Origin of the sequence: Agromyces sp. Root1464 (genome assembly GCF_001427265.1) — a bacterium.
GTDB lineage: Bacteria > Actinomycetota > Actinomycetes > Actinomycetales > Microbacteriaceae > Agromyces > Agromyces fucosus.
In genome coordinates, this window is sequence record NZ_LMFU01000002.1 from 2,012,070 (window position 1) to 2,030,842 (window position 18,773).

Sequence of the window (18,773 nt, forward strand, 5' to 3'; positions counted from 1 at the left end):
CGCTCAACCCCGGCCCAGGGCCTTCCGCAGGATGTGCACCGCCTGCTCGACGGCAGCCGTGACGGCGGCCGATGGGCGGAGCGGGTTCAGCATCATGAAGTCGTGCACCGTGTCGTTGTAGCGCACGCTCGTGGTGCGCACGCCCGCCTCCACGAGCCGCCGCGCGTACGCCTCGCCCTCATCGCGGAGCACGTCGTTCTCGTCGGTGATCAGGAAGGTCTCGGGAAGCCCGGCCAGCTGCTCGGTCGTCGCCCGAAGCGGTGACGCCGTGATGTCGGCCCGCTTCGCGACATCCGGCAGGTAGCTGTCCCAGAACCACGCCATGGCGGCGGCCGTCAGGTACGGGCCGTCGGCGAACTCGCGGTAGCTGTCGGTGTCCTGCGCGGCATCCGTCACGGGGTAGTAGAGCGACTGGTGCACGAACGACACGTCGCCGCGCTGCTTCGCGAGGATCGCGACGACCGCGGTCATGTTGCCGCCGACCGAGTCGCCGGCCACGGCCAGGCGCGAGGCGTCGAGCCCCTTGTCGGCACCGGAACGCGTGATCCACTGGGCGGTCGCGTAGGCCTGTTCGATGGCGACCGGATGCTTCGCCTCCGGCGAGCGGTCGTACTCGACGAAGACCACCGCGGCGTCGACCCCGACGGCGATCTCGCGCACGAGCCGGTCGTGGGTCGCGGAGTTGCCGATGACCCAGCCGCCGCCGTGGATGTAGAGGATCGTCGGCAGGGGCCCGGTCGAGCCGACCGGCTTGACGATCCGCACCCGCACGTCGCCGACGGCGGCGGGAACGGTGATCCACTCCTCATCGACATCTGGCTTGTCGATCGGGGCGGCCTGCAGGTCGTCGAGGACCTTGCGGGCGCCGTCGGCGCCGAGCTGGTAGAGGAACGGGGGTGTCGAGGTCGCGTCGGCGATCGCCTGCGCCTCGGGGTCGAGAACGTGCGTGGTCATGATCGTGCCTTCCTGATCGAGTCGGTCCTGCGAACGGCGCACCCGGCGGATGCCCCTGCCCACTACGACCGGGCGGCACGTCGAGCTGTGACGGACGTCACAACCGTGGGTCGATGCCGGTCGAAGCTCGTGACGGGTTCCGTCTGAACCTGATCCGGGCAACGAGAAGGAGCACACCATGAGCGCGACACCTCGACTCGAACCGCTGCGACACGTCGAGACGGAGCACCTCGACGTCGCGTACTTCGAAGCCGGACCCGAAGACGGCCCGCCGGTGCTGCTGCTGCACGGGTTCCCCTACGACATCCACAGCTACGTCGACGTGGCGCCGAACCTGGCGGAGGCCGGCTTCCGCGTCATCGTGCCCTACCTCCGCGGGCACGGTGGCACCCGCTTCCTCGACGGCTCCGTGCCGCGCAGCGGCCAACAGGCCGCGCTGGGACAGGACGTCATCGAACTGATGGACGCGCTCCGGATCCCGCAGGCGATCCTCGCGGGGTACGACTGGGGCGGTCGTGCCGCGTGCGTCGTCGCTGCGCTCCAGCCCGAGCGCGTCACCGCACTCGTCTCCGTCAACGGATATCTCATCCAGGACATCAGCGCCTCGATGCAGCCGATCCGTCCGGACCTCGAAGCGGGATTCTGGTACTTCTTCTACTTCCTCACCGAGCGCGGTCGTGCCGGCCTGACCGAGAACCGTCGCGGCATCGCGGAGGTGATCTGGCGGCGCAACTCCCCCGACTGGGAATTCGGAGCGGCCGAACTCGACCGTGCAGCGGCGGCATTCGACAACCCCGACTACGTCGATGTCGTGATCCACTCCTACCGGCACCGGCTGTTCCAGGTGCCCGGCGCACCCGAGTACTCCCGCCTCGAAGCGCAGTTGGCGCAGCTTCCCCCGATCACCGTGCCGGCGATCACGCTCGACGGGCTCGCCGACGGCAACTTCCCCGCCCGGGATGCCGCCGTCGCCGGCGCCCGCTTCGTCGGCCCGCATGAGCATCGGCAGGTGCCGCACGCCGGCCACAACCTCCCGCAGGAGGCTCCGCTCGCTTTCGCCGACGCGATCCGCAGTGCTGCGCAGCTCGCGGCGCGGCGGCCCGCCGCGATCCCCTCCGTCGGCTGAACCCGGCGCTGCCGCACCGCGCATGGAACTGCCGTGACGAAAGCTTTTCGGTGCGCCGAAATCTTGGTACGTTTTCGGTATGCCGAAAACGCTCGACGACGAGACGACCACGAACGATCCAGCGCCCGAGGGCGAGCCCGCCGGGCAGCGCGGGCGCGCGACATCCGTGCCCCGAGTGGCCTGGCTGATCGGCCCGGCCCTCGTCGCAGGCGTGGCCTACCTCGACCCCGGCAACGTCGCGAGCAACATGACCGCCGGGGCGCAGTACGGCTACCTGCTCGTGTGGGTCGTCGTGCTCGGCAATGTCATGGCGTGGCTCATCCAGTACCTCTCGGCGAAGCTCGGGATCGTGACCGGCCGGAGCCTGCCCGAGGTGCTCGGCGGGCGCATCCGCAATCGCTGGGGCCGTCGCGCCTACTGGCTGCAGGCCGAGCTCGTGGCCATGGCGACCGACCTCGCCGAGGTGATCGGCGGCGCCGTGGCACTCAACCTGCTCTTCAACGTTCCGCTCGTGTGGGGCGGACTCATCACCGGCGCCGTCTCGATCGGGCTGCTCGTGCTGCAGTCGCGGCGCGGGCCCCGCACCTTCGAGTTCGTCATCATGGGACTGCTCATCATCATCGCGATCGGCTTCACCGTCGGCGTCTTCGTGGCGCCGCCCGACCCGGCCGGGCTCCTCGGCGGACTCGTGCCGCGCTTCGCCGACGCGAACTCGGTGCTGCTCGCCGCGTCCATCCTCGGCGCGACGATCATGCCGCACGCGATCTACGCCCACTCCGCGCTCAGCCGTGACCGCTTCGTCACGCGCCGTGCCGCGTCGCTGTCGACCTCCCCATCGGCAGCGACGCCCAAGCCCGCGTGGCACGGCTTCGGCATCAGCCGCCGCTCGGAGGCTCCCGAGCTGCTTCCCGGCACGGCGACGGATGTGCCGACGGGGCTGCTGCTCCGCGCCACCCGCTGGGACGTCTCGATCGCGATGGCGATCGCGGGCACCGTGAACCTCTGCATCCTGCTGCTCGCCGCTGTCAATCTCGCGGGCGTCGAGGGCACCGACAGCCTCGAGGGCGCCTATGCGGCCCTCGGCGTGGCACTCGGACCCGTCATCGCGACCCTCTTCGCGGTCGGCCTGCTCGCGTCGGGGCTCGCGTCGACGTCGGTGGGCGCCTACGCCGGCGCCGAGATCATGCACGGGCTGCTGCACGTGCGGGTGCCGCTCATCCTCCGACGGCTCGTCACCCTGATCCCGGCGCTCACGATCCTCTGGCTCGGCTTCGACCCCACCCTCTCGCTCGTGCTCAGCCAGGTCGTGCTCTCGTTCGGCATCCCCTTCGCCCTCGTGCCGCTCGTCGCACTCACGGCGAGGTCGGGCGTGCTCGGCCAGTGGAAGAACCACTGGGCGACGACGGCGGCCGGCATCGCGGCATCCGTGTTCCTGATCACGCTCAACGGCGTGCTGCTCTGGCTCGTGTTCACGGGCGCCTGAACGGCTGTGGGCGGCCGACTCGAAGGGCGGGGCTCCCGATAGTCTGGGGCCGATGCCCAGCAGCAAGAATCCCGCCATCGAGGACTACCTGAAGACGGTGTACTCGCACACCGAGTGGCAACCCGACCCCATCACGCCCTCGGTGCTCGCCGGCAAGCTCGGCGTCGCCCCGTCGTCGGTCACCGAGATGGTCAAGAAGATGGCCGCCCAGGGCCTCGTCTTGCACGTGCCCTACGGCGCCGTGCGACTCACCGACGCGGGCACCGTGCTGGCCCTCGCGGTCGTGCGTCGCCACCGGCTCATCGAGACGTGGCTCGTGCAGGAGATGGGCTACGGCTGGGACGAGGTGCACGACGAGGCCGAGATCCTCGAGCACGCCATCTCCGACCGCCTGCTCGAGGCGATCGACGTTCGGCTCGGGCGCCCCCTGCGCGACCCGCACGGCGACCCCATCCCCGCCGCCGACGGCTCGATCGCCGCGGAGCCGTTCGTGCGGGCCGACCAGGCCACCCGCGGGCATCTCGGACGCGTGATCCGCATCAGCGATCGCGACCCCGGCCTGCTGCGAGAGCTCGAGACCGCCGGCGTCCACCCCGGCGTAGAGCTCGAGATCGAGTCCGTCGACGACGACGCGCGTGCGCGCGTGCGCATCGCCGGAGCGACGCACGAACTGCCGAGCGGCGCGGCCAGCGCGATCTGGCTGACCGCGTGACGGCCGAGCAGGCGCCTGACGTGCGCCCGTTCCTCGTCGACCTCCGCGGCGTGGTCGACCTCCTGAGCCGCCACATCTACTCGGGCCCCCACGTCTTCCTCCGCGAGCTCATACAGAACGGGCGCGACGCCATCACGGCTCGCGCCGAGCACGAGGGGCGCCGCGATGCCGCATGGGGTGTTCGCATCCACCCGCCGACGGCAGGCGAGCCGGCGCTCCGCTTCGAGGACGACGGCGTCGGCCTCACGGCCGATGAGGTCGGCGAGCTGCTCGCCACCGTCGGTCGCAGCTCGAAGCGCGATCTGTTCGACCTGCCCCGCGCCGGGTTCCTCGGGCAGTTCGGCATCGGCCTGCTCAGCTGCTTCATGATCGCCGACCGCATCGTCGTGCGGTCGCGGTCCGCTCGCGGCGGCGATCCCGTCGAGTGGGTCGGCAGCACCGACGGCACATTCACGGTGCGAGTGCTCGAGGGCGCCGAGGCATCCGGAATCGCCGTGGGCACGACCGTCTCGCTCGTGCCGCGCGCCGACGAGGCCGAGCTCTGCTCGCCGGCGAGCCTGCGCGAGCTCGCCCGCCGCTACGCGGAGTACCTGCCGATCCCGATCCTCCTGGGCTCCGGCGACGGCAGCTTCGACCGCATCGGCCGACCGGCCGTGTTCGCCCTCACGGGCGAGGCTCGTGCCGACGCCCGAGACGACATCGGCGAGCTCGGACGCGAGGTCGTCGGCGCGGCGCCGTTCGAGGTCATCGAACTGCACTCCACCGCCACCGACACGCACGGCACGGCCTTCGTGCTGCCGTTCCCGCCGACGCCCGGCGCGCGCCAGGCGAACCGCGTCTACCTCGGCGGCATGCTCGTCGACCCCCGCGCCGACGAGCTGCTGCCCGACTGGGCGTTCTTCGCGCGCGCCGTCGTGGACTCGACGGGCCTGCGGCCCACGGCGTCGCGCGAGCACCTCATCGAGGACGAATCACTCGAGGCGACTCGGGGCGAGCTCGGCGCGGCGATCCGCGCCTGGGTCATGCGGCTCGCCGTCGAGCGCCCCGCCCGCCTGGCCGAGTTCGTCGGCATCCACCACCTCGGGCTGAAGTCGCTCCTGCTGCACGACGACGAGCTCGCGGGGTTCATCACCCGCTGGCTCACGGTCGAGACCTCGATCGGGGTGATGACGATCGACGAACTCGTACGGAGGCACCCGCACGTGCGCTACACCGAGACCGTCGACGAGTTCCGCCAGATCGCGGGCATCGTGCCGGCCTCGCGAGCCGTGGTGAATGGCGGGTACGTCCACGAGGCCGACATCCTGCGCCGGCTCCCGCTGCTGTTCGACGGCGTCACCGTCGAGCGCGTGACGGTCTCGGGCGAGCTCGACTCGCTCGACGTGCCGCCGCTCGCCGATCGCGCATCAGCACTCGCGCTCGAGTCCCGCGCCGGCGCAGTGCTCGCCGAGGTCGGTTGCGAGCCGAGCGTGCGCCGTTTCGCGCCGAGCGATCTCGCGAGCCTCTACCTCGCCGACGCCGAGGTGCTGCGGTCGATCACGCGCGGCGCCGCCCGCGACATGACCGGCCCGCTCTGGAGCGGGGTGCTCAGACGGATCGACGAGAGCCCGGCGACCGTCGCGGGCGGCGCCGCCGCGCGGGCGAAGCTCTGCCTCAACTGGGACAACCCCCTCGTGCGCACCCTCGCGGGCGACGTCGACGGCGCCGTGTTCGACCGCACCATCCGCCTGCTCTACGTGCAGGCGCTGCTCGCGGGCCATCGACCGCTCCGCGCCCGCGAGCGGGCGATGCTGACCGAAGCGCTCACCGACCTCGTGACACTGAGCCTCGCCCGCTGACCGGCCGGCACGCTCCGGGCCCGACACCGAGCCGTTGCCGACCTCCGACCATCGACCATCGACCGCCAAGGGAGACCCGTGTCCGAAACCATCCGCATCGACGAACTGCTCGAGCAGGTCGACCAGACGCCGTTCGGACCCGAGGAGCGCGCGCTGATCGACGAGGCGATCGCGATCGCGGTCGAGTCGGGCGACGAGTTCTCGGAGTACCGCGCGCGCATGCGCCTCGCGTCGTCAGCCAACATGACCGGCGATACCGACGCACTGCTCAGCTCCTTCGCGTGGTGCCTCGGCAAGCACGACGCCGACGCATCGCGCTTCCCCGCGAAGCCCGACGACAGCGCCACCGACCTGCTCTGGCAGTACAAGTGGATGGCCGGCACCCTCTCGGCGAGCCCCGCGTTCCCGGCCGCCGACATCCGCGGCGTGCTCGACGACATGCAGGCGCGGTACGAACGCGCGGGCGTCGGACAGAGCGGGGTCGCGATGGCCCGGTTCGGTGCGGCGTTCGCGAACGGATGGCTCGACGAGGCCGCCTCGGCCTACCGCGTGCTGACCACCACCGAGCGCGACGACTACAGCCACTGCGACGCGTGCGTGCGCAGCGAGAGCGCGGCCTACCTCGCCGCCACCGGACGCGAGGACGAGGCCATCGCGCTCTACGAGGAGATCGTCGAGGGCGGGTTCAGCTGCGGCGAGGAGCCCGAGCACGCGCTCTCCGACGCGCTGCTGCCGTACCTCAGGGCGGGCCGACTCGAGCGGGCGAAGTCCTTCCACCTTCGCAGCTACCGCGATGCACGCGGCAACGCCGACAACATCGGCATCATCGCGAACCACCTGGTCTTCTGCGCGATCACCGGCAACGAGGCCCGCGGCCTCGCGATGCTCGAGCGCCACATCGCGTGGATCGCCCATGACCGCCTGAACCAGCGTGCCCAGTTCAGCGCCCTCGCCGCAGCCGGCCTGCTGCTCGACACCGTCGTCGATGCCGGACACGGCGACACCGTCGTGCGCGGCGCCGACGCCGCTGAACTCGAGCCGTTCTTCGGCGCGCACGATGGCCCGTGGACGGCCGCAGAGCTCAGCCTCGTCGCGTGGGCCGCCGCAGCGGCCATCGGCGACGAGTTCGACCGCCGCAACGGCAACCGCCACCTCGCCGACCGGCTGCAGGCCACTCGCGCGCTCCGCGGCGAGCGCTACGACGTGCCGATCAGCAGCGAGTCGTTCACGGCTCCCGTGCCGGCCGCCGCCGAACCCGTCGACGCCGGCGGTTGGTTCGACAGCGCCCGTGAGCTCGCTGCACTCGGCGAGATCGACCGGGCACTCGCCGCGGCAGGTCAGGGGCTCGCCGCACTCGAGGCGGAGGTCGCGGATGCCGCAGTCGAGCAGGGCGCGGCCGAGGCATCCGTCACGAACATCCGACGGGCGGAGCTCATCGGCATCCGCCTCGCGGGGCTCGTGGCTGCGGAGCGGCTCGACGAGGCCGAGCAGGAGCTGCCCGCCCGCATCGCCGCCCTGCGCGCGGCAGGCGACGCAGCGCTCGCCGACGCGCTCGCCCGCCACGGGCTCCTGCTCGCCGGCGCCGCCACCGCCGCCGACCTGCCGGCACTCGAACACGAGCTCGGGGCCGCCTTGCAGGCGGGTGCCGACGACCTCGCCGCTCGCGTCGCCCTGCGCATCTCGCCACTGCGTGCCGAGACCGGCGACACCGAAGGGGCCGGCACGGCGATCGACACCGCCATCGCCGTGCTCGACCGTGCCCCCGCACCCGACGCGATGCTCGTCGGCGCCGCATTCCAGCTGGCGGCCTACGTCGCGGCCCAGGGCGACGAGCCCGCGGCAGCGCTCCCGCTGCTCGATCGGGCGACCGATGCCGAGCCGACGCGGGTCCGCCGCGCCGAATCGCAGCGGCTCCGGGCGCGGCTTCTCGCCGGAAGCGGCGACCTCGAGGCAGCACTGGCGGCGGCGGAGGCGGCACTCGAACTCGACCTCGCGGTCGATGCCAGGGCGCGCGTCATCGAGGACTGCCAGCTCTCCGCCGCGATCCTCGACGATCTCGAGCGACCCGACGACGCCGTTGCGCGGCTCCGCCTCGCGGTGCAGCACGCCGAGCTCGCCGAGTCGTCAGGACTCGTCGGCGTGCGCTACGGCCTCGGCCGCCAACTGCTCCGCGCCGGCCGCTTCGGCGAGGCCGTGGAGGTGCTGCAGGAGGTCTTCGAGGCCGAGGATGCCGCGGGGGCTCCGCCGGCCGCCAAGGCCGAGACCCTGCACCTGCTCGGCACGGCGCTCCGCGGAGAGGATGAGTTCGCCGCGGCATCCGGCACCTGGCACGCGGCCGCCGATCTCTTCGAGGAGGCCGAGGCGTGGCCGGGGGCCGTCGCCGTGCTGCTCGATCTCGGCCGGCTCTTCGCGGGCCTCGGGTACCCAGGGGAGGCGATCGAGGTGCTCGAGCGCGCCGTCGCCGACGCGCGCCGCGACCCCGACGCGGTGGCCTCGCTCGCCGACGCGCTGCACCTGCTCGGACAGGTCGCCCTCGAGCACGGCGAACCGAGCGGCTTGGAGCGGCTCGACGAGGTCGCGGCGCTCGCCCGCGAACACGGCGCCGACTGGTTGCTCGCCGATGTCGTCGACTCGCGCGCACGCGGCCTCGCCGCCCTCTCCCGCCCCGAGGAGGCCGTCTCGACGGCGCTGACCGCGGCGGAGCTGTTCGAGGCGGTCGGCGCAACGCGGCCGGCCGGCGGGTCGATGCTGTTCGCCGGTCGCGTGCTGCAGTCGGAGGGGCGCCACGACGAGGCCCTCGTACTCATCGGGCAGGCGGTCGAACGCTTCGACGGGCAGGCCGACGCCGTCTCGCTCGGCCGCATCGCGCTCGCCGACTCGTTCGAGGCGCTCGGACGCCTCACCGAGGCGGCGGAGGCACGGCGGCTCGCCGAGGAGGTCTGACCGGTTCCGCGCAGCGCAGCCACGCGACATCGGCATCGACATCGGAGCCGGAGCCGGAGCCGGAGCCGGAGCCGGAGCCGGGATCACCATGATGGATGTCTCGACTCCGGTCTCCGCCCGAGCACTCCGCTCGGGGTCGCCGCCTGAGTCCTATCCGCAGGCGATCCCGGTGAACCTCGCCGTGCTCGACACCGGCGCTCCGCCGCCCTCGAGCGGTGTCGCGGTCACCTCGACCTGCCCGGCGGCCACGTCCGCCGCCCGCACGGCGAACGAGTGCACCGCGCTCCTGCTCGCCGAGACGCTCGCGAACGTCTTCGAGCCGAATGCCGACGACATGACGATCGAGACCGGTCCGCTCTCGAGGTTCGTCGCCTTCACCGCGACGTAGGCCTTCGAGCCGATGCAGCGGGACTCCGCCGTGACCGCGGGCACCGCGTCGACCGAGAGTTCGGCGGCGGTCGCCCAGGCATGGCCGGGGACGGCCGGGCTCGTGGCGACCAGCCTCACGTACCGCGCCGATCGCGGCGGGAAATACACCGACTGCGGCGCCGAGCCCGTCACGAAGGTCCCCGTCACCGCGGGGCTGCCCCATGAGCCGGGCGTGTTGGAGGTGTACACCGCATAGCCGCCGATGTTGCCGTTGGTGCCGACGGACCGACCCTGGTAGTTGAACGCGCACACCGATGAGGACCCGCCGAGATCGAGCACGATCTCGTGCGGATACGCGGGCGTGTTCGACGAATAACGCGTGTGCCAGATGGTGGCGGCGTTGCCGTCGATCGCGTTCGCGGCGCGGCCGTCCTCGCTGGCGGTCTCCTCACTGCCGACGCTCGTCACGGCGACCGGGCGCAGCGGCTCGGCCGAGCACGAGTTCGTGAGTGCCAGTTGCGCCGTTCGTGTGCGCTCGCCGTCGTCGGTGGTGAATCGCGTCGTCACGGGCAGTGAGAGCGCACCGAGGGCCGACGATGACGCGGTCACCGTGAACGTCGCCGTCGCCGTCTCGCCGGCGGCGAGATCGGGAAGCGTCGTCGAGGCCGGGGAGGCCGACCAGCCGCTCGGCAGCTCGGGCGAGACCGAGACGTCCGAGACCGGGTCGGCGGTGCCGTTGGCGACGTTCACCGTGACGGTCGTCGTGCCGCCCGTGACGAGGCGTGCGGGGTCGGCGGTCGCGGTGATCGAGACGTCGGCGATCGGCATCGTGAAAGCGAGGAGTCCGACGCCGCCCGGGCTCAGCACCCGTGGCCCGGAACGCATGTGGCTGAGGTACGACACCGTCGCCGCATTGGCGGCCGGCGCCGACAGCGTGAGCTGCAGCGCGCCGGGCTGCGCCGTCACCGCGGTGACGGTCGCACCGGTCACGCGGAAGTCGGCGGCGGCACCCGCCTCGACGGTGAGCGTCTCCGCCCCCTCGGCGCCGGGCCGCACCTGCACGGTGACCGTCGTGCGCGCGGAGTTCGAGTACGCCGCGCTGATCGGATTCGGTGCGGCGACGCCCGTCGCGTTGCCGCCGAGCAGGTCGCGCCCGATCACGTTCGCAGCCTGGTCGCCCATGTCGCGGTAGCCGTCGACGTAGGAGTAGTGGCATCCGTCGTGTCCGTTGAGCCCGGTGGTCGACAGCACCGTGACGTCGTGGGTGTCGGCGAGGCGTCGCTGCGCGTCGCGCAGCGCGACCGGGGTCGAGTTGCTGCACGGCGAGGTGCGCACCTGCCAGACGTAGTACTCCGTCGGGCTCGCGGCCGAGCCGAACTCGCTCCGCCAGTCATCGAGGAGCGTCGTGAACCCGGCCACATGGACGGCGGCGTTGTCGTTCTCGTTCTCGCCCTGGTACCAGAGCACCGCCTTCACGCGGTCGAGCACACCGGCCGCGGCCAGCCGTTGCCGCAGTCGGCCGTAGTTGGTGGTGACGAGGTCGGGGTCGGCGTCGTTCCGCTGGAAGAAGTCGATCGGGCGACCGCTGTGCGCTCCATTGACCACTGCGACCGGCACGCCGTGGTCGGCAACGAGGCGCGACGCCATGCGCAGTCCCCATTGCCCGATCGCGCCCGCTTCCGCGTAGCTGTCGCCCGCTGCGATGTTCCACGTGCGGTCCGAGGTGGAGAGCGCGGGGTTGTCGGACGAGCTGCCGAAGCTTCGGATCCACGGCGATCGTTCGCCGTTCGCCGAGCCGGAGAACATCCTCGCCTCGGCGTTCGACTGCCCCTGGATCACGTAGACATCACCCGCGACGAGGCGATCCCAGGTCGCGACCCGGCGCTCGCCCGCGGGCGAGATCGCGTCGAACTCGATGCGGTACTCGTGCAGCCCCGCCTCGAGCACCGGCGTCACGGCGAAGCCGCCGTCGGCCCCGACGGCGGCGGTGAAGTCGGTGGAGGCATCGCCCTTCCAGAGTCGAGCGCGCACCGAGGCGACCTCGGCATCGAGCACGGTGCCGGCGATCGCGACGGATGCCTCGTCGTCGGCGTCTCTCGGGAAGAGTTGGCGGTCCTCGGGCGCCCGGTCGAACGCCACGACTGCGGGGCGGGCGAACACCGTGAGGCGGCGGGTCGTGTAGGTGGCGCCGTTCGCCGCGAAGGTCCAGTCGGGATTCGCCGTGGTGCTCGTGCCGATGCCGAGGCCGAGCGCAGCTCCAGGGGTCTGCGTGAGCCCGGTGACCGAGAGCACCGTCTGCGGCGCTGCGCCCGCGAGCGCGTCGGGAGCGACCGAGTGGATGCCGAACGAGCCGAATGCTCCGGTCGCCGGAGTGTCTTCGGCGTCGTACGTCGTCGCCGAGGCACCGAAGATCTGCCCCGGTCGCGCCTGGGTGTACGTGTCGGGCCAGAATTCGAGGAATCCGTTGCCGCCGTCGACCGGGGCCACGCCGGCGACGCTCGAGGCGACATCGAGGTCGCCGACGCGCTGGCGCACGATCTCACCGGCGACCGTCGGAGGGTCGAGTCGGGTGGCATCGGTCGTGAACGGTTCCATCGCCGTCCACACCCACTGCGGACCCTGCGGCCCGTCCAGCTCGAGACAGTACCCGACCCGGTCGAAGCCTTGCGCGACCTCGGCGGTGCGATCGAAGACGGGCGCGAGCGCACCGCCGATGCCGACGCTCGTGGCCGGCAGGTCGAGCCCGAGCACCGGGACGAATTCGGCGGTGTCGGACACGTTGGACGCGCAACTGGTGGCGTCCCCCGGCCCGGCGGCGGGGAGCTCTGCCGCGCCGGCCGGCGCGACGGCCGCAAGCACAGGGATGACGGCGGAAAGGGCAGCGAACATTGCCGCCGCGCGGAGGCGGCGGCGGAAGACGGCTTGGGGCACGGGTTCCTCATCGAGTCCGTGTCAGACGCCGATTTTGCCTCGTACTCCGAAGTACGCCACCGCGCCGACTATACGATATTGAATCTAGGGTTCGGTTCGCGACGGAGTCAAGGATTGCTCGCGAACGAGCGAGCGAACCGCGTCACACCGCGACATCCGCTCGACATCGGGCCGTGACCTGCGCGGCCTAGGCTGGGAGCATGTCACGACGTGAAGAGGTCGAGTGCTGGCTCACCGACATGGACGGCGTGCTCGTGCACGAGAACCACGCACTGCCGGGCGCGGCCGAGCTGCTGCAGCAATGGGAGGACGCCGGCACGCCCTACCTCGTGCTCACGAACAACTCGATCTTCACCGCCCGTGACCTCTCGGCACGGCTGCGCTCCTCGGGCCTGAACGTGCCAGAAGACCGCATCTGGACGAGCGCGCTCGCGACGGCCGACTTCCTCAAGTCGCAGCTGCCGGGCGGCACCGCGTTCGTGATCGGCGAGGCCGGCATCCTCACGGCGCTCCACGACGCCGGGTTCGTGATGACCGAGACCGCGCCCGACTTCGTCGTCGTCGGCGAGACCCGCAACTACTCGTTCGAGGCGATCACCAAGGCGATCCGCCTGATCGGCAACGGCGCGCGATTCATCGTGACGAACCCCGACGCCACGGGGCCTTCGGCCGACGGCCCGCTGCCCGCGACGGGTGCGATCGCGGCACTCATCACGAAGGCCACGGGCAAGGAGCCCTATGTCGTCGGCAAGCCGAACCCGATGATGTTCCGCTCGGCGCTCAACAAGATCGGCGCGCACTCCGAGAACACCGCCATGATCGGCGACCGCATGGACACCGACATCGTCGCGGGCATCGAGGCCGGCCTGCACACGATCCTCGTGATGACGGGCATCAGCGACCAGGCCGAAATCGAGAAGTACCCGTTCCGGCCCGATGAGATCCTCGGCGGCGTGGCCGACCTCGTCGCGAAGGCGCCGGCCGAGACCGAGCTGTAGAACCGCTCAGAGACGAGGACCGATCATGATCGAGCTGACCGACATCGAGGTCGACGAGGGCGAACTCGTCGCCGCGACCGTGCTGCCGGGCGACCGTCAGGTGGCCGTGCTGTTCGCGGTCGACGACGAGCCCGTCGAACCCGCCGAGATGCGCGCCATCGCCGAGCGGGCGCTCAGCGGGCCGACCGCCGACGACCTCGCGCGCATCGACGGCGAGGTCGTGCGCGAGCTCACCGAATCGGCGTACGAGGGCACCGGTCACGAGGTCACGGCCGACGATCACGACCTCCTCGCCCGCGAACTCGAGCTGCAGGGCGTCATCGTCTCCCCCGATGCCACGCTCGTGCTCGTCTACGAGGCGCCGAGCCAGTACCCCGGCATGGTCGTGTACTGCCAGCTCGACGAGGCGCTCGCGATCGACGACCTGAGCGTCGCGGAGGCAGACGAAGACGACGACGACGACGTCGAGACCGTCGAGTTCGACTCCGTCGACGCCCTCCTCGACTCCCTCAGCGCCGAGCCGAGGCCCGACGCGGACTAGGCCGCGTCGCGCTCCTCAGGTCGCTTCGCCGCGGGCCGCTTCGCCGCGGGCCGCTCCTCGGGTTCGGCGTCGAGGCGCTCGCGCACCTCGGGATCGAGGTCGAGGTCGGCCGCGCCGAGCACCTCGTCGAGTTGTGCCACGCTCGACGGCCCGGCGACCGGGATCACCGGCACCTCGCGGCCGAGCAGCCAGGCGAGCGCGACCTGGTTCGGCGTCGCGCCGATGTCGCGGGCGACCTCGTGCAGCAGCTTGATGCGCGCGACGGTGGTCGGGTGGTCGACCCCGCCCCAGAGCGGCTTGTCGGTTCGCGTCAACGCCCCCTGATGCAGCGGCGAGTACGCGGTGACCGCGAGCGGCGGGCGTCCGTCGACCCCGGTCGATGCCGCGTAGCTCAGCAGCTCGGGCGTCACGAAGTTCTGCCGGCCGAGCTTCGGCTGCGGGTAGACGTAGCTGTACTGCTGCTGCACGACGCCGTAGGGCGCGACGCCCTGGCGCAGCGCCTCCTCGCGCGCCTCGACGACGCGCCAGACCGCGACGTTCGAGATGCCCGCGATGCCGATGAGCCCGTCCTCCTGCAGGGCACCGAACGCGCCGACGGTCTCGGCGAGTGGCGTCTCGAGGTCGTCGACGTGGCCGTAGACGACGTCGAGGTGATCGACGCCGAGGTGCTTCGCGCTCTCGCGCGCCTCCCAGCCGATGACCTCGGCGCCGAGGCCCTGGAAGTTCGTCGGCTCCGTGTTCGAGAGGGGCAGCGCAGGGTCCTTCTTGGCAGCGCCGAGCTTCGTGGCGATGCGCAGCCGGTCGCGGCCGCCGCGGCTCTCGAGCCAGCGGCCGATCACGTCTTCGCTGTCGCGGCCGTGGCCGTTGTCCCAGAAGCTGTAGTTGTTGGCGGTGTCGATGAACGTGCCGCCTGCGTCGACGAAGCGGTCGAGGATCGCGAACGAGGTAGCCTCGTCGATCTTCGTGCCCATCTGCATGGTGCCGAGGCAGATCGTCGAGACGTCGAAGCTCGTCGTGCCGTTGCCGATTACACTCCAATGAGCGGATGCTTCACCAGACCAATTCACGACGGCATCACGGGCATTGCGTCCCACGATGAGGAGACGGATGACTCGATCGGGCCCTGCGCTCGCCTGGGAGACGCTGCTCGACCTCGGTCCGGGCTCCGACCCCGGCTCCGACCCCGGCTCCGCTCCTGCGCCGCTCCGCGATCGGCTCGAACGGGCGATCCGCGATGCCGTGCACTCGGGCCGGCTCCCACCGGGTGCCGGCCTTCCGCCGAGCCGCACGCTCGCCGAGACGCTCGGGGTCTCGCGCTGGGTCGTGACGGAGACGTACGGACAGCTCGTGGCGGAGGGGTTCCTCGAGGCGACGGTCGGCTCGGGCACGCGGGTGCCGGCTGGAGGGAGGCATCCGCTCGCCCCGCCGGGCGTGGACGAGGTGCGCGCGGCCGACGGTGAGCCGGGTGCCGTGCCGCCCCGTGCCGAGTACCGGCGACCGCGCCTCGATCTCGGCCCCGGCGTGCCCGACCTGCGCCACGTGCCCAGGGCGAGGTGGGCCGGGGCGGTGCGACGCGCCCTCGATCGCCTCCCCGACGCCGAATTCACGGTGGTCGATCGGCTGGGGCATCCGCTCGCCCGCACGGCCGTGGCCGACTACCTCTCGCGATCGCGCCGCGCGATCGTTGCACCCGACGACGTCGTGATCACGCACGGGGCGACCGACGGCATGGCCGGCGTCGTCGCGGGGCTGCGTGCCGCGGGCCACACGGCACTCCTCGTCGAGGACCCGAGCTGGTCCCGGCTCCGCGAGATCGCGGCCGCGGCCGGTGTCACCCCGGTGCCGGTGCCGGTCGACGCCTCGGGGATCGACGTCGACGCGCTCGTCGACGCCGCCGAGCGCACCGGCGCGCGTGCGGCGCTCATCACGCCGGCCCACCAGTTCCCGCTCGGCGCGGCGCTGTCGCCGGCCCGGCGGGAGGCGATCGTGCGGTGGGCACGCGACGTCGACGGACTCCTCATCGAAGACGACTACGACGCCGAGTTCCGCTACGACCGCCGGCCGATCGCCGCGCTGCAGGGTCTCGCGCCCGAGCACGTCGTGCTCGTCGGATCCCTGTCGAAGTCGATGGCGCAGGCCTTCGGGCTCGGTTGGGCGGTCATGCCGCGCGTGCTCCGGGAGCGCGTGCCGCTCGTCGAGCGCTCGCGTCCGTCGACGCTCGACCAGGTCGCGCTCGCGGAGTTCATCACGGCCGGCGACCTCGAGCGGCACTTGCGTGCGGCGCGCGGCCGGTTCCGTCGACGCCGCGCGGCGCTCCTGACGGCGCTCGAACGCGAGCTCCCCGCGCTCGAGGTCACCGGCATCGCCGCGGGCATGCACGCCGTGCTGCAACTGCCGCCGGGTGTCGAGGCCGCCGCGGTGCGGCGTGCCGCGGCCGGCGAGGAGATCGCCGTGTCAGACCTCACCGGATATCGTGCGTCGGCTTCCATGCCGAACGTCGAAGCGCTCGTGCTCGGCTACGGCAACCTCTCGGACGCGGTCATCGACGAAGCGGTCGCCCGGCTCGCCGGAGTCATCCGCTCGCTCTCCTGAGATCGGCGACCAGAACGCGACCAGGGGCCGTCCGTCAACTGCCGAAGCCCGACCAGAAGCGACCCCGCTCCTTGCCGCGCTCGACGTCGTTCATCGCGTCGGCGGCCTCGCGATCCTCGCCGTGGGACTTCTCGGAATGCCGGCGGAGCGAGAACGCCCACTGCGTCACGCCCCAGAGCGCGGCGATGACGACGATGCCCAGCCAGAAGGTCCAGTCCATGGGCTTCCCTCACTCGATACCCGTCACCCTAGGCGGGATCGAGCGTCGCCATCGGGGACTGCGGACGACCGGTCCGACGGAGGGTTGCGCCCTCGGGCGCGAGCTCAGGCGAGCCGGGCGACGGATGCCGCGACGCCCGCCCAGAACCGATCGACGTCGAGTTCGACCGCGACCCAGGCGTTCGGTTCCCGCCCCAGCATGCCGTCGAGGTCGACGCTCGTCGCCCCCGCCGTCTCGAGGCCGCGCAGCTCCACGTCGAGACGCGTGCGCCGCAGCCCGACGCACCCCGGGTCGGCGAGCACCGCGACGGCGACGGGATCGTGCAGCGGACCGTCGGGCATGCCGAACACCTCGTCGTTCGTGCGGCAGAAGAACTCGAAGAGCTCGTCGCCGAACGCCGCGGTCGCGTTGCCGACGGCGGCGACCTGCCGGCGCACGGCGGGTGTCACGAGGGCGAGGTGCGTCACGTTCAGGCCGACCATCGTGAACCGCACGCCGCTGCGCAGCACGAGGTCGAGCGCTTCAGGGTCGACGAGGGCGTTGAACTCGGCGTAGGGCGTCGCGTTGCCGCGCTCGGTCGAGCCGCCCATCCAGACGATCTCACGGATCCGCCCGGCGAGGTCGGGTCGGTCGCGCAACAGGATCGCGACGTTCGTGATCGGCCCGGTCGCGATGATGGCGACGGGTTCGGCAGACCCCATGAGCGTATCGGCGATGAGCTCGGTCGCGGTTCGGGCGTCGAGCGGCACGGTCGCCTCCGGCAGTTCGGGCCCGCCGAGGCCGTTCTCGCCGTGTATCCACTCGGCGGTCTGCAGCGGCCGCACGAGCGGGCCGGCAGCTCCGGCGGCGACCGGCACGTCGGTCACGCCGGCGACCGACAGAGCGATGCGGGCGTTCCGGGTCGTGTGCTCGAGCGGCACGTTGCCGCCGACGGTCGTGACGGCGAGGAGGTCGAGCGACGGATGACCCGCGGCCAGCCAGAGCGCGAACACGTCGTCGTGGCCGGGGTCGCAGTCGATGATCACGGGAATGGACATGCTGGGCTCGTTCTCTCGTCTCGGGTCGGCAGGCATGGGTGCGACGGCTCAGTCGGCGGCACCCGCCGCGGCGAGGACCTCGGCGCGGGACGCGTACGAGTCGACCGTGCCCCTCGACTGCACGGCGAGCGAGCCGGCGGCGACGGCGATGCGGAGCGACTCGGGCAGTGGACGCCCCTCGGCGAGGAACGCCGCGAGCGTTCCCGTGAATCCGTCGCCGGCGCCCGTGGTGTCGACCGCGGTCACGCGCGGCGCAGCCGCCGTCCACGAGCCGGTCGCGTCGGCGGCCACGGCACCGACCGCGCCGAGCGTCACGACGACCGAGCGGGCGATGTCCCCGGCAGCGGATGCCGCGAGCACGCGCCACTCGTCGAGCGTGGCGCCGTCCGCGGCATCCGTGCCGATGCCGACCGCCCGCGCCTCGTGCTCGTTCAGCACGAGCGGGTCGGCCACGGCGAGGGTCGCGGCGGAGACCGCTGCGGGCGGTGCGAGGTTCAGCACGAACCGGACCCCGACCTCATTCGAGACTCGAGCGAGGTGCTCGATCGTGTCGACGGCGAGCTCGCCCTGCGTGAGCACCACGGTCGAGGCGGCGACGCGGTCGCGCTCCGCGTCGACGAGCGCGGGCGTGAGGGCGAGGTTCGCACCGCCCGTGACGATGATCGTGTTCTCGCCCGAGGCGGCGACCGTGATCTGGGCGACGCCCGTCGAGGCATCCGGAATGCGACGGATCGGAGCGATCGACAGGCCGAATCGCTCGAGGGCGCCCTGCGCGTACGCTCCGCTCGCGTCGTCGCCGATGCACGCCACGAATTCGACGGGGGCTCCCGCGACGTGCGCCGCGACGGCCTGGTTCGCTCCCTTGCCGCCGAGGGCGACCTGGAAGTCGCTGGCGAGGATGGTCTCGCCCGGGGCGGGGAACGCGTCGACGTAGCTCGTCGAGTCGACGTTCAGCGAGCCGATGACGACCACCCGGCCCGGCACGGTGCCCGCGCCGGTTCGGGCACCGTCGCGTTCAGTGGTCATGCG

The 18,773-nt window shown here is 72.0% G+C and carries 14 protein-coding genes; 8 read left to right on the forward strand and 6 right to left on the reverse strand.

Going from position 1 to position 18,773, the window contains the following annotated elements; all coding sequences use genetic code 11:
* Positions 1 to 3: 3 nt before the first annotated feature.
* Positions 4 to 954 carry an alpha/beta hydrolase gene (locus ASD23_RS14930; protein ID WP_056013376.1) on the reverse strand — a complete coding sequence of 317 codons (951 nt, stop codon included), beginning with the start codon at positions 952 to 954 and terminating at the stop codon, positions 4 to 6.
* A 178-nt stretch (positions 955 to 1,132) separates the two neighbouring features.
* Here ASD23_RS14930 and ASD23_RS14935 point away from each other — a divergent pair, with 178 nt between their 5' ends.
* The 5 genes from ASD23_RS14935 (at position 1,133) to ASD23_RS14955 (ending at position 9,056) form a co-directional block, all read left to right on the forward strand.
* Complete coding sequence (locus ASD23_RS14935; protein ID WP_056012217.1) at positions 1,133 to 2,080, forward strand: alpha/beta fold hydrolase; 948 nt, start codon at positions 1,133 to 1,135, stop codon at positions 2,078 to 2,080.
* A 79-nt stretch (positions 2,081 to 2,159) separates the two neighbouring features.
* Complete coding sequence (locus tag ASD23_RS14940) at positions 2,160 to 3,563, forward strand: Nramp family divalent metal transporter (RefSeq protein ID WP_082571483.1); 1,404 nt, start codon at positions 2,160 to 2,162, stop codon at positions 3,561 to 3,563.
* Positions 3,564 to 3,615: 52 nt separating this feature from the next.
* The gene (locus ASD23_RS14945) at positions 3,616 to 4,275 is read left to right on the forward strand and encodes a metal-dependent transcriptional regulator (protein ID WP_056012220.1); all 660 of its coding nucleotides are present in this window, start codon (positions 3,616 to 3,618) and stop codon (positions 4,273 to 4,275) included.
* On the forward strand, positions 4,272 to 6,113 hold the full coding sequence (locus ASD23_RS14950; protein WP_056012223.1) for an HSP90 family protein: 1,842 nt from the start codon (positions 4,272 to 4,274) through the stop codon (positions 6,111 to 6,113). The genes ASD23_RS14945 and ASD23_RS14950 overlap by 4 nt, the downstream gene beginning before the upstream one ends.
* A 78-nt stretch (positions 6,114 to 6,191) precedes the next feature.
* Positions 6,192 to 9,056 carry a hypothetical protein gene (locus ASD23_RS14955; protein ID WP_056012226.1) on the forward strand — a complete coding sequence of 955 codons (2,865 nt, stop codon included), beginning with the start codon at positions 6,192 to 6,194 and terminating at the stop codon, positions 9,054 to 9,056.
* 150 nt (positions 9,057 to 9,206) lie between these two features.
* On the opposite strand, the gene ASD23_RS14960 is transcribed toward ASD23_RS14955, so the two are convergent.
* On the reverse strand, positions 9,207 to 12,356 hold the full coding sequence (locus ASD23_RS14960; protein ID WP_157377110.1) for a discoidin domain-containing protein: 3,150 nt from the start codon (positions 12,354 to 12,356) through the stop codon (positions 9,207 to 9,209).
* Between the two features lie 200 nt (positions 12,357 to 12,556).
* Between ASD23_RS14960 and ASD23_RS14965 the strand changes: the two genes are divergently transcribed.
* Positions 12,557 to 13,354, forward strand: coding sequence for an HAD-IIA family hydrolase (locus ASD23_RS14965; protein WP_056012232.1), 798 nt, complete (start codon positions 12,557 to 12,559; stop codon positions 13,352 to 13,354).
* Positions 13,355 to 13,379: 25 nt separating this feature from the next.
* Complete coding sequence (locus ASD23_RS14970; protein ID WP_056012235.1) at positions 13,380 to 13,895, forward strand: hypothetical protein; 516 nt, start codon at positions 13,380 to 13,382, stop codon at positions 13,893 to 13,895.
* On the opposite strand, the gene ASD23_RS14975 is transcribed toward ASD23_RS14970, so the two are convergent.
* Positions 13,892 to 14,962: an aldo/keto reductase gene (locus tag ASD23_RS14975; protein ID WP_235507760.1), complete on the reverse strand. Its 1,071-nt coding sequence runs from the start codon at positions 14,960 to 14,962 to the stop codon at positions 13,892 to 13,894. The genes ASD23_RS14970 and ASD23_RS14975 overlap by 4 nt on opposite strands.
* Before the next feature lie 40 nt (positions 14,963 to 15,002).
* On the opposite strand from ASD23_RS14975, the gene pdxR reads away from it, so the two are divergent.
* Positions 15,003 to 16,487, forward strand: a complete 1,485-nt coding sequence (gene pdxR / locus ASD23_RS14980) for a MocR-like pyridoxine biosynthesis transcription factor PdxR (RefSeq protein ID WP_082571484.1) — start codon at positions 15,003 to 15,005, stop codon at positions 16,485 to 16,487.
* A gap of 34 nt (positions 16,488 to 16,521) precedes the next feature.
* On the opposite strand, the gene ASD23_RS14985 is transcribed toward pdxR, so the two are convergent.
* From ASD23_RS14985 to ASD23_RS14995, 3 genes are all read right to left on the reverse strand, one after another.
* The gene (locus ASD23_RS14985; RefSeq protein WP_056012242.1) at positions 16,522 to 16,707 is read right to left on the reverse strand and encodes a hypothetical protein; all 186 of its coding nucleotides are present in this window, start codon (positions 16,705 to 16,707) and stop codon (positions 16,522 to 16,524) included.
* 104 nt (positions 16,708 to 16,811) lie between these two features.
* The gene (locus tag ASD23_RS14990) at positions 16,812 to 17,744 is read right to left on the reverse strand and encodes a nucleoside hydrolase (protein WP_056012244.1); all 933 of its coding nucleotides are present in this window, start codon (positions 17,742 to 17,744) and stop codon (positions 16,812 to 16,814) included.
* Positions 17,745 to 17,792: 48 nt separating this feature from the next.
* Positions 17,793 to 18,770 carry a ribokinase gene (locus tag ASD23_RS14995; RefSeq protein WP_056012247.1) on the reverse strand — a complete coding sequence of 326 codons (978 nt, stop codon included), beginning with the start codon at positions 18,768 to 18,770 and terminating at the stop codon, positions 17,793 to 17,795.
* Positions 18,771 to 18,773 lie beyond the last annotated feature (3 nt).

Coding starts and splice junctions, on each gene's coding strand:
- ASD23_RS14930 (WP_056013376.1), bottom strand. CDS start 954: ATGACCACGCACGTTCTCGACCCCGAGGCGCAGGCGATCGCCGACGCG.
- ASD23_RS14935 (WP_056012217.1), top strand. CDS start 1,133: ATGAGCGCGACACCTCGACTCGAACCGCTGCGACACGTCGAGACGGAG.
- ASD23_RS14940 (WP_082571483.1), top strand. CDS start 2,160: ATGCCGAAAACGCTCGACGACGAGACGACCACGAACGATCCAGCGCCC.
- ASD23_RS14945 (WP_056012220.1), top strand. CDS start 3,616: ATGCCCAGCAGCAAGAATCCCGCCATCGAGGACTACCTGAAGACGGTG.
- ASD23_RS14965 (WP_056012232.1), top strand. CDS start 12,557: ATGTCACGACGTGAAGAGGTCGAGTGCTGGCTCACCGACATGGACGGC.
- ASD23_RS14970 (WP_056012235.1), top strand. CDS start 13,380: ATGATCGAGCTGACCGACATCGAGGTCGACGAGGGCGAACTCGTCGCC.
- pdxR (WP_082571484.1), top strand. CDS start 15,003: ATGACTCGATCGGGCCCTGCGCTCGCCTGGGAGACGCTGCTCGACCTC.
- ASD23_RS14985 (WP_056012242.1), bottom strand. CDS start 16,707: ATGGACTGGACCTTCTGGCTGGGCATCGTCGTCATCGCCGCGCTCTGG.
- ASD23_RS14990 (WP_056012244.1), bottom strand. CDS start 17,744: ATGTCCATTCCCGTGATCATCGACTGCGACCCCGGCCACGACGACGTG.
- ASD23_RS14995 (WP_056012247.1), bottom strand. CDS start 18,770: ATGACCACTGAACGCGACGGTGCCCGAACCGGCGCGGGCACCGTGCCG.